This window comes from Paracidovorax citrulli (assembly GCF_900100305.1).
GTDB classification, from domain to species: domain Bacteria; phylum Pseudomonadota; class Gammaproteobacteria; order Burkholderiales; family Burkholderiaceae_C; genus Paracidovorax; species Paracidovorax citrulli.
This window is the reverse complement of the sequence record NZ_FNEY01000046.1, coordinates 18,806-28,801: the sequence shown is the minus strand read 5'-3', so window position 1 is coordinate 28,801 and position 9,996 is coordinate 18,806. Positions and strand designations below refer to the sequence as shown.

Below are 9,996 nucleotides of genomic sequence, written 5' to 3'. Positions count from 1 at the left end.
CGCAGGTCCGACACCATCGCCTCGAAGCAGCCCGCTTCCAGCCAGCGTCGGGTTTGCTGGTAGACCGCCTCCCAAGGAGGTAGATCGTTGGGCAGCATCCGCCAAGGCGCGCCTGCGCGCACCAGCCAGCGCAGGGCGTTGAAGACTTCGCGCAGATCGTGCTCGCGCTGGGGCGCGCGCTGGTCCATCAGGCTCAAGTAGGGCGCAGCGAAGCTCCATTCTTCATCGCTGACATCCGTCGGGTAGGGCTTGCGGGGCATCCGCAGACTCTACCTTTGACTTCCACTCCGAGGAGCAAAGTTCATAACACGCTCTAGGGCCGAAGCTGAAAAACGAAGGCACCCGCATGGCTTGCCCGCACTGCAGCGCGCAGGAATAAATCCGCACCGGCCGTGTACAGGCGAAAAAAAAGCACTCCCGGGGGAGTGCTTTTCCATTCTGGCGGAGAGGGTGGGATTCGAACCCACGGTAGTGTTGCCACTACGCCTGATTTCGAGTCAGGTACATTCGACCACTCTGCCACCTCTCCTGCATTCGTGTCGAAGCCTGCGATTGTAGCAGGAAGTTTGCAAGGCACAACGCTCGACGCATGCGGTTCGCCCCATCTTCCCAGCACGGGACGACTCAGGCGGTCTTGTACAGATCGTCGAGGCTGCGGAAGCCCTTCATCTCGATGGGATTGCCGAAGGGGTCCATGAAGAACATCGTCCATTGCTCGCCGGGCTGGCCTTCGAAGCGAACCTGCGGCTCCAGCACGAATGCCGTGCCTGCGGCCTGGAGGCGATCCGCCATGGCCTGCCAGTCAGGCAGCTCCAGCACCAGGCCCAGGTGGGGCATCGGCACCAGGACATGGCCCACATGGCCTGTGCGCGCCGTGGCGAATGGCGCGCCCAGGTGCAGGGACAGCTGGTGGCCGAAAAAGTCGAAATCGACCCAGGTGTCGGTGCTGCGCCCTTCGGCGCAGCCGAGGACCTGTCCGTAGAAGCGTCGGGCTTCGTCCAGGTCGCGAACGTTGTAGGCCAGGTGGAAGATGCTGCGCATGGGTGTGTTGCCAGAGAGCGGGCCGGGATCAGCATCGCATTAAACCATCGCCTTCGCGCCCGCCGGGCGACGCGGCTTACCGCAAGACGCTGTCCCCGCCCAGGTACGGCCGCAGGGCTTCCGGCACCGCCACGCTGCCGTCGGCCTGCTGGTAGTTCTCCAGCACCGCCACCAGCGTGCGGCCCACGGCGAGGCCCGAGCCGTTCAGGGTGTGCACGAGTTCGTTCTTGCCCTGGGCGTTCTTGAAGCGCGCCTGCAGGCGGCGCGCCTGGAAGGCCTCGCAGTTGCTCACGGAGCTGATCTCGCGGTAGGTGTTCTGCGCGGGCAGCCACACCTCCAGGTCGTAGGTCTTGGCGGCGCCGAAGCCCATGTCGCCCGTGCAGAGCGACATGACGCGGTACGGCAGGCCGAGCTTCTGCAGCACGGCTTCGGCATGGCCGGTCATCTCTTCCAGGGCCTCGTAGCTGCGGTCCGGGTGGGTGATCTGCACCATCTCGACCTTGTCGAACTGGTGCTGGCGGATCATGCCGCGCGTGTCGCGGCCGTAGCTGCCGGCCTCGGAGCGGAAGCACGGGGTGTGGGCCGTGAGGCGGATGGGCAGTTCGGATTCGGGCACGACCTGGTCGCGCACGAAGTTCGTGAGCGGCACCTCGCTGGTCGGGATCAGGTAGAGCGCCGCGTTGTCGGGCACGGGCTCGCCGTCCTGGCCGCCCTTCTTCGCGGCGAACAGGTCGCCCTCGAACTTGGGCAGCTGGCCCGTGCCGCGCAGCGAGTCGGCGTTCACCACGTAGGGCACGTAGCACTCGGTGTAGCCGTGCTCGCGCGTCTGCACGTCCAGCATGAACTGGGCGAGCGCGCGGTGCAGGCGGGCGATCGGCCCCTTCATCACGGTGAAGCGCGAGCCCGAGAGCTTCACGCCCATGTCGAAATCCAGGCCCAGGGGCTCGCCCAGGTCCACATGGTCTTTCGCGGGGAAGCCGAGCGGCTTCGGATCCTGCCCGTCCGGGCTCCAGCGGCGCACTTCCACGTTGCCGGATTCGTCGCTGCCCACGGGCACGCTCTCGTGCGGCAGGTTGGGCACGGCCACGAGCAGCGTGTGCAGCTCGGCCTGGATCTGCTCCAGGCGGGCGGCGGAATTCTCCAGCTCGGCCTTCAGGCCGCCCACTTCGGCCATCACGGCATCGGCGTTCTCGCCCCTGGCCTTGAGCTGGCCGACCTGCTTGGAGAGCTGGTTGCGGCGCGACTGCAGTTCCTCGGTGCGCGTCTGCAGCGTCTTGCGCTCGGACTCGAGGGACTGGAAGGCCTCCACCTGGAGGAAAGCCTGGGGCTTCTTGCGGGTTTCCAGCCGCGCGATGGCGGAATCGAGGTCTTTGCGGAGGAGGAGGATGTCGAGCATAGCCGGCGATTTTACGGCCCCGCCCCCGCCCGGCGGGCCCGGGTTCTCAGGCCACGGTGGCCGGGTCGCAGTTGGCGCCGCAGAGCACCAGGCCCACGGTCTCGTCGGGCCGGGGGCGGTACACGCCGCTCTGCAGGGCCGCGATGCCCAGCGCCACCGCCGGCTCCACCGCCAGCTTGAGTTCGTGCCACAGCCATTGCTGCGCCGCGCGGATGGCGTCGTCGGACACCAGCAGCGACTCCTGCACATGGCGCTGCGACACCTGCCAGGCGATGTCGCCGATGCGCTTGGCGCCGAGCGAATCGGCCGCGATGCCGCCCACCGCCACGTCCACGGGCATGCCCGCGGCCCGCGCGCCGTGCAGCGTGGGCGCCCCCTCGGGTTCCAGGGCGACCACGCGGGCGCGGCCCTCGCACCAGGCGGCGATGCCGCCGATCAGGCCGCCGCCGCCCACGCTCACGAGCACGCTGTCGGGCAGGCGCCGGGCCTGCTCTTCCATCTCCAGCGCCAGGGTGCCGGCACCGGCCACCACTTCGGGCTGGTCGTAGGCGTGGGTGAGCAGCGCGCCGGTCTCGCGCTGGCGCTCCAGGCAGGCCTGCAGCGCCTCGGCGTAGGTCGGCCCGGCCACGACGACCTGCGCCCCCAGGGCGCGCAGGCGCGCACGCTTGGCCTCGGGCGATACCTCGGGCACGAACACCTCGCAGCGCGTGCCCAGCGAGCGCGCGGCGGCGGCGGTGGCGATGCCGGCATTGCCGCCCGAGGCCACGATCACGCCGCTGTCGGGCAGCGGCTGGGCCAGCAGGCGGTTGAGCATGCCGCGGGCCTTGAAGCTGCCGCCCACCTGCAGGTGCTCCAGCTTGAGCCAGACCTCCGCGCAGCCCAGGCCCGCCGAGCGTCCGGAAAGGCGCATGAGCGGCGTGGTGCGGAGGAAGTCGGGATGGGCGGTCAGGCGCTGCCGCGCGGAGGCAATGGCGGAACGGTCGATCATGAAGCGGACACCAGGAGAAATGCGGGTGGAACGGCGCCCCGGGTTTCGGAGGCGAAACCTGACAGTGTATGCACACCTTCGGCGCCGGGTGCCGATAACATGGCACGGGCCGCGCGATGCGGCCGGCATTCAGCAGGAGATGCGTCCCATGTTCTTCGTGTTCGGCCCCTCGGGCCAGATGTACCGCGGCGGCCCCGAGCAGCTGGGCCAGGTATCGCCCGTGCGCCGGGTACAGCGGCCGCAGGCGCTGCGCACCCGCGGGCCGGACGTGTCCGAGCGCGCACCGGAATTGCCGGCCCAGGACGCCGCGCCGGCGGCCCCGGTCAACCTGCGGGCGCAGGTGGCCGTGAGCGCCTACGCGCAGACGGAGCAGGGGCCGCAGCAGGCGCGCCAGCCGCTGACCCGCGTGCGGGACGTCATGACGTCCGGCTCCCTCTCGGTGCCGCCCGACGTGCGCGTGAACGACGCCTGGCAGACCCTGGCCGAGTACCACGTGGCGCAGGCACCCGTGGTGGACGCGCAGGGACACGTGGTGGGATTGCTGCTGCGCGCCGACATGGCGCCGCTCGACCTGCTGCCCGAGCCCGGCAGCGTGAAGGCTGCGATCGACCTCGCGCGCCGGCCGGTGTCGGAGGTCATGGTGAGCCCCGTGCCCACGGTGGCCCCGGACACGGAACTGCGCCGCGTGGCGGGGGTGCTGCTGGACACGGGCCTGCCGGGGCTGCCGGTGACGGACGAATACGGCACGCTCGCCGGCTTCATCTCGCGCACCGACATCCTGCGCGCGGTGGCGGCGGACCCGCCGCTCGACCTCTGGAGCTGAAGGCTCAGTCGGCCATCGCCGCGCCCTGCGGCTGCGCGATCTCGACCGAGGGCAGCGGGCTGGCGAGCACCTTGTCGATGGTCTTGCCGTCCATGTCCACCACCTCGAACTGCCACTCCTCCCACTGCACGGTGTCGGTCACCTTGGGCAGCTTGCCGGTCAGCAGCATCACCATGCCGCTGAGCGTGTGGTAGCGGCCGCGCTCTTCCTCGGGCACGGTGTCCAGGCCCAGGCGGTCCTTGAGTTCCGGCACGGGAATGTGGCCGTCGAGCAGCCAGCTGCCGTCCTCGCGCTGCACGGCCCAGGAGGTTTCCGGATCGCGCGCGTGGAATTCGCCGGTGATCGCCTCGATGAGGTCGCGCAGCGTGACGATGCCCTGCACCTCGCCGTATTCGTCGATCACGAAGGCCATCTGCAGGTCGGACTGGCGGAAGTTGTCGAGCAGCTCCATGCCGGTGATGGTCTCGGGCACGTACAGGGCCGACTGCAGCGGCTGGGTGGCCAGGTCTCGCACGTCCTCGCGCAGCGAGCGCGACAGCCACTGGCGGGCGTTGAGCACGCCCAGCACGTTCTCCATGCCGCCGCGCACCACCGGGAAGCGGCCGTGGTCGGAGGCCTCGACGCGCTGCAGGTTCTCCTCGAAGGAATCCTCCACGTCGAGCACCACCACGTCGGCGCGCGGCACCATGAGGGAGCCGATCTGGCGGTCGTCCAGGCGGAACACGTTGCGCACCATCTGGTGCTCGTGGGATTCGATCACGCCCGCGCTCGTGCCCTCGGCCAGCACGGCATGGATCTCGGCCTCGGTCACGGCGCTGGCGGTGTTCTCCTTCACGCCCAGCAGCCGCAGCAGGGCCTGGGTGGACACCGACAGCAGCCGCACGAACGGCTTGGTGGCGAGCGCCAGCCAGTTGATGGGGCGGGCCACCAGGCGCGCCAGCGTCTCGGGATAGCTCTGGCCCAGGCGCTTGGGCACCAGTTCGCCCACGACGATGGAGAAATAGGTGATGAAGACCACCACCAGGCCCGTCGCCGTGTAGCCGGCGGCCTTCTCGGGCATGCCCAACGACAGCAGCCACTCGCCCAGCGGCGCGGCGAGTGCGGCCTCGCCGACAATGCCGTTGAGCACGCCGATCGAGGTGATGCCGATCTGGATGGTGGAGAGAAAGCGCGTCGGGTCTTCGCCGAGCTTCATGGCGGCGATGGCGCCGGTATCGCCCTCATCGATCAGCTTCTGCAACCGGGTCTTGCGCGCGGAAACCAGCGCCAGCTCGGACATGGCAAAAAGGCCATTGAGAAGGATGAGGGCGAAAAGTATTGCTATTTCCATAGACAGGGAGTGAAGGCTCCCTCGGAGTGAATCGGACTCAAATTGTAAGAAGTCCTACCCGCGATGGGGGATTCAATGCCCGGCTGCGTAGGGATTTGGCCCGGCCGTGGCGTGCTCGCGCCACGGAACGGGCCGTGCGGATGCGGCTCAGGACCGCCCCGCCCCCGTCTCGGGCGTGCGCTGGGAGATCTCCAGGCCGGTGGCCGCGTCGATCTTCAGGCCCTTGGGCAGCGGGAACTTCACGGTCTCCTCGATGCCGTCCATCCGGCGCAGCGACACCGCGCCCAGCGCCCGTATGCGTTCGATCACCTGCCGCACCAGCACCTCGGGGGCCGACGCGCCCGCCGTGAGGCCGACGCGGGCGGCGCCATCGAACCACTCCGGCCGCAGCTCGTCGGCACTGTCCACCATGTAGGAGGGCGTGCCCAGCCGCACCGCCAGTTCGCGCAGCCGGTTGCTGTTGGAGCTGGTGGGGCTGCCCACCACGATGACGAGATCCACCTGCCCGGACAGCACCTTCACCGCGTCCTGGCGGTTCTGGGTGGCATAGCAGATGTCCTGCTGCTTGGGTTCGCGCACCTGAGGGAAGCGCGCGCGCACGGCGGCGGTGATCTCGGCCGCGTCGTCCACCGACAGCGTGGTCTGCGTGACCACGGCCAGTTTCGCGGTCTGCGACGGCTGCACGCGGGCCACGTCCTCCACGTCTTCCACGAGGTGGATGCCGTGGTCCAGTTGCCCCATGGTGCCCTCGACCTCCGGATGGCCCTTGTGGCCGATCATGATGAATTCGTAGCCTTCCTTCGCGAGCTTGGCCACCTCCACATGCACCTTCGTGACCAGGGGACAGGTCGCATCGAAGATGCTGAACCCCCGCGCCTCGGCCTCGGCCTGCACCGCCTTGCTGACGCCGTGCGCGCTGAACACCAGGGTGGCGCCCGGCGGCACATCGGCCAGGTCCTCGATGAAGATCGCGCCCTTGGCCTTCAGGTCGTTCACCACGTAGGTGTTGTGCACGATTTCGTGGCGCACGTAGATCGGCGCGCCGAACTTCTGCAGGGCCCGCTCGACGATCTCGATCGCGCGGTCCACGCCCGCGCAGAAGCCGCGGGGCTCGGCGAGAACGATTTCCTGGGGTTGGATGGCCATGGCGTCAAAGCACTCCGATGAGTTGCACCTCGAAGACGACGGGCTGGCCCGCGAGCGGATGGTTGAAGTCGAAGCGCACGGCGCCGTCGCCCCGCACCTCCAGCACCACGCCGGCATAGCTGCCGGTGCCGTCGGGCGTGGGAAACTGCACCACGTCGCCCAGGGTGTACTGCTCGTCGGGGTCGCCCAGTTCGGCCAGCAGCCGGCGCGCCACCCATTGCTGCATCTCGGGGTTGCGCTCGCCGAAGGCCTCGCCGGCCGGCAGCTCGAAGGTGGCGCGGGTGCCTTCCGCGAGGCCGATCAGGCGCTGCTCCATCGCGGGCGAGAGCTCGCCGGCCCCCAGGGACAGCGTGGCCGGCTTGTCGCCGAACGTGTTGATGACATCGCCCGAAGGGCCTGCCAGGCGGTAGTGCAGGGTCAGGAAGGATCCGGGCTGCACGGTGGGCACGGAAGGGAAAGCGTTGGAAATCATGGACAAAAGCGCCTGTCAGCTTGCGGATGGTGTATAAAAACCCAGTATCCATGCCGCCCATCCGCGGTCACGGTGTCTGCCCCGATTGTCCTTCCTTCTGTGCAACCCCATGGCTCTCAAGACTCTGCCCATCGAAGCCCGCCCCCGCGAACGACTGCTGGCGCGCGGCCCCTCCTCCCTCTCCGATACCGAACTCCTGGCCATCCTCCTGCGCACGGGCATCGTGGGCAAGGGCGTGATGCAGATGGCGCAGGAACTGCTCTCGCCCGCGCTGCCCGACCCGGCCACCGGCGCGCTGCGCGGCGGGTTCGGCGGCATCGGCGGCCTGCTGCAGGCCGATGCCGACGCCCTCAAGCGCATCAAGGGACTGGGCCCCGCCAAGCGCACGTCGCTCGTGGCCGTGCTGGAGCTGGCGCGCCGCATGCTGGCGCAGACGCTGCCCAAGCGCGACCTGTTCCACTCGCCGCGCGCCGTGCGCGACTACCTGCAGCTGCACCTGGGCGGCAAGCCGCACGAGGTGTTCTCGGTGCTCTTCCTGGACAGCCAGAACGGCCTCATCGCCATGGAGGAGATGTTCCGCGGCACGCTGTCCCAGGCCAGCGTCTATCCGCGCGAGGTGGTGGTGCGCGCGCTGCACCACCATGCCGCCGCCGTGGTGCTGGTGCACAACCACCCCAGCGGCCAGGTGCAGCCGAGCCGCGCGGACGAAACCCTGACGCGCTCGCTGGCCGACGCGCTGCGGCTCGTGGACGTCCGGGTGCTGGACCACATCATCGTCGCGCCGGGCTCCTCGCTGTCCATGGCGGAAGAAGGCCTGATCTGACATCCGCGGACCGCTCCCCGGCCCGGCTGGCCGCCGCGCTGGCTCTCGGCGCCATGCTCGCTGCGTGCGCGCCGACGCCTCCCGCGCCGCCGCCGCCGCGGCTGGACGCCGGCGCCGGCGAACCCGGCACGGTCGTTCCGGCGCGCCCGGCAGCGCCTGCACGCCTGCGCTGGATCGGCACCGCCCGCCTCCCGCACGCCATGGAGTTCCTCGGCAGCACGGTGGGAGGGATTTCCGGCATCGACTACGACCCCGTACAGGACCGGTGGGTGCTGCTGAGCGACGACCGCTCCGCGCGCCAGCCGGCACGTTTCTACACCGCGAGCCTGCACTACCGCGCCGACGCGCTGGAAACGCCCCGGCTCACCGGCGCCTTCACGCTGCGCCAGCCGGGCGGCGCGCCCTTCCCTTCCGCGCTGGAGGCCCGCCGCGGCGGCCCGGCCGCCGGCGAGATCGTCGATCCGGAGGCCGTGCGCTGGCTGCCCGGCGGCCGAACCCTGCTCTGGACCAGCGAAGGCGACTTCGCGCGGGGGTTCGGCCCGTCGCTGCGCGAGAGCCGTGCCGACGGGGCGGCCGTGCGGGAATTCCCGCTGCCGCCGGGCTTCCAGCCGCAGCCCGGGGACGGGCGCGGATCGCGCCCCAACCGCACGCTCGAAGGCCTGGCCTTGTCTCCCGACGGCCGCACGGCATGGCTGGCCATGGAAGGCGCGTGGCGCCAGGACGGCCCGCTGCCCACGCGGCAGGCGCCCGGCGGGCCGCTGCGCATCACCGCCCTCGACCTCGCCAGCGGGCGCGCGCTGCGGCAGATCGCCTACGTGCCGGACGCCGTGCCCCGCGAACGGCGCATTCCCTGGGGCCCCCGGCTCAACGGCGTGAGCGAGATCCTGGCGGACGGCCCCGGCCACCTGCTGGTGCTGGAGCGCGCCTACAGCGCCGGAGCGGGCTTCTCCGCGCGCCTCTACCGCATCGATACCCGCAGCGCCACCGATACGCTGGCGCTCGAACGGCTGGAGCCCGGCAACCACGTCCCGGCCGCCAAGACCCTCGTGGCCGACATGCCGGGCCCGGGCCTGGATGCCGTGGACAACCTCGAGGGCATGGCCTGGGGACCGCCCCTGCCCGGCGGCGGCCGCGTGATCGTGTTCGTGAGCGACGACAACTTCAACCCGGCCCAGGCCACGCAGTTCATCGCGGCGGAGTACCTGCAGCCGGACGCTTCGCCATGACGCGACACCCCTCCCCCCGCGACTGGGTCCGGCAGGCGGGCGACATCGCGCGCATCCCCTGCATCGAAGCGTACTTCCAGGGCCATGGCTACGCGCCGCACCGGCACGATACCTATGCCATCGGGCGCACGCTGTCGGGCGTCCAGGCCTTCGGCGTACCGCCCGCGCGCTGGGTCCGCATGCAGGACAGGCGCTGAGAACCTGTTCCGGGAGCCGCCGGCCGGGTTGCACGATCGTGCAAGACGGCGGATGGAGCGCTGCCTAAGCTGTGGCGCCGTATCCATCACCTGCCCCGAGTCCATGATCCCCTCCTCCACCCACGACACCGCCGCCGCCCCGAAACCGGTCCCTGCCGCCATCGACCTCGCGCACAAGTTCTCCCTCATCGAGACCCTGTGGCAGCCCCGGGTCGTGGCGGAGATGAACGACTACCAGTTCAAGCTCGCCAGGATCGACGGCGATTTCATCTGGCACCAGCACGACGGCACCGACGAAGCCTTCATCGTGGTGCGCGGGCACCTGCGCATCGACCTGCCGGACACGGCCGTGCACCTGCGGGCCGGGGACATGCTCGTCGTGCCGCGGGGCACGCCCCACCGCCCCAGCGCGCAGGGCGAGGTGTGGCTGATGCTGGTGGAGCCGCGCGGCGTGGCCAACACGGGCGACGCCGGCGGCGAACGCACGGCGCCCAATGACATCCGGGTCTAGGGGTGCAAGCCGGCCCGCGCCGCTTTTCCGGTTACTCGGCCCG

11 protein-coding genes, 1 tRNA gene and 1 pseudogene are annotated in these 9,996 nt (G+C 70.1%); 5 read left to right on the top strand and 8 right to left on the bottom strand.

Annotation, left to right across the window (positions count from 1 at the left end; translation table 11 throughout):
- The 5 genes from BLR99_RS20995 to BLR99_RS20975 all read right to left on the bottom strand — a co-directional run.
- The coding region (locus tag BLR99_RS20995) for a transposase (protein ID WP_139160195.1) at positions 1-260 on the bottom strand (260 nt) is incomplete at its 3' end.
- A gap of 179 nt (positions 261-439) precedes the next feature.
- Positions 440-529: transfer RNA gene (locus tag BLR99_RS20990), tRNA-Ser, on the bottom strand.
- A gap of 95 nt (positions 530-624) precedes the next feature.
- On the bottom strand, positions 625-1,041 hold the full coding sequence (locus tag BLR99_RS20985) for a VOC family protein (protein WP_048857344.1): 417 nt from the start codon (positions 1,039-1,041) through the stop codon (positions 625-627).
- Positions 1,042-1,117: 76 nt separating this feature from the next.
- A complete protein-coding gene (serS, locus tag BLR99_RS20980; RefSeq protein WP_011796805.1) occupies positions 1,118-2,437 on the bottom strand; it encodes a serine--tRNA ligase in 1,320 nt (439 codons plus the stop codon).
- Between the two features lie 46 nt (positions 2,438-2,483).
- Positions 2,484-3,425 (bottom strand): threonine/serine dehydratase, encoded by a 942-nt coding sequence (locus BLR99_RS20975; RefSeq protein WP_048857343.1) that lies wholly within the window; start codon positions 3,423-3,425, stop codon positions 2,484-2,486.
- 148 nt (positions 3,426-3,573) lie between these two features.
- Between BLR99_RS20975 and BLR99_RS20970 the strand changes: the two genes are divergently transcribed.
- The gene (locus BLR99_RS20970; protein ID WP_011796807.1) at positions 3,574-4,248 is read left to right on the top strand and encodes a CBS domain-containing protein; all 675 of its coding nucleotides are present in this window, start codon (positions 3,574-3,576) and stop codon (positions 4,246-4,248) included.
- Between the two features lie 4 nt (positions 4,249-4,252).
- Here BLR99_RS20970 and BLR99_RS20965 read toward each other — a convergent pair whose 3' ends face one another.
- The 3 genes from BLR99_RS20965 to BLR99_RS20955 all read right to left on the bottom strand — a co-directional run bounded on the left by BLR99_RS20965 (position 4,253) and on the right by BLR99_RS20955 (position 7,196).
- Entirely contained in the window at positions 4,253-5,578 is a 1,326-nt protein-coding gene (locus BLR99_RS20965) for a hemolysin family protein (protein WP_011796808.1), read from the bottom strand.
- Positions 5,579-5,725: 147 nt separating this feature from the next.
- Positions 5,726-6,724: a 4-hydroxy-3-methylbut-2-enyl diphosphate reductase gene (gene ispH, locus BLR99_RS20960; protein WP_011796809.1), complete on the bottom strand. Its 999-nt coding sequence runs from the start codon at positions 6,722-6,724 to the stop codon at positions 5,726-5,728.
- Positions 6,725-6,728: 4 nt separating this feature from the next.
- Positions 6,729-7,196: an FKBP-type peptidyl-prolyl cis-trans isomerase gene (locus BLR99_RS20955; protein ID WP_011796810.1), complete on the bottom strand. Its 468-nt coding sequence runs from the start codon at positions 7,194-7,196 to the stop codon at positions 6,729-6,731.
- A 109-nt stretch (positions 7,197-7,305) separates the two neighbouring features.
- Between BLR99_RS20955 and radC the strand changes: the two genes are divergently transcribed.
- From radC to BLR99_RS20935, 4 genes and pseudogenes are all read left to right on the top strand, one after another.
- A complete protein-coding gene (gene radC / locus BLR99_RS20950; RefSeq protein WP_046060768.1) occupies positions 7,306-8,019 on the top strand; it encodes a RadC family protein in 714 nt (237 codons plus the stop codon).
- Between the two features lie 53 nt (positions 8,020-8,072).
- Positions 8,073-9,245 carry an esterase-like activity of phytase family protein gene (locus BLR99_RS20945; protein ID WP_170838072.1) on the top strand — a complete coding sequence of 391 codons (1,173 nt, stop codon included), beginning with the start codon at positions 8,073-8,075 and terminating at the stop codon, positions 9,243-9,245.
- Positions 9,242-9,397, top strand: a pseudogene (locus BLR99_RS20940) (AraC family ligand binding domain-containing protein); the annotation flags it as partial. The gene BLR99_RS20945 and the pseudogene BLR99_RS20940, both read left to right, overlap by 4 nt.
- 148 nt (positions 9,398-9,545) lie before the next feature.
- A complete protein-coding gene (locus tag BLR99_RS20935; protein ID WP_017439674.1) occupies positions 9,546-9,953 on the top strand; it encodes a cupin domain-containing protein in 408 nt (135 codons plus the stop codon).
- Positions 9,954-9,996 lie beyond the last annotated feature (43 nt).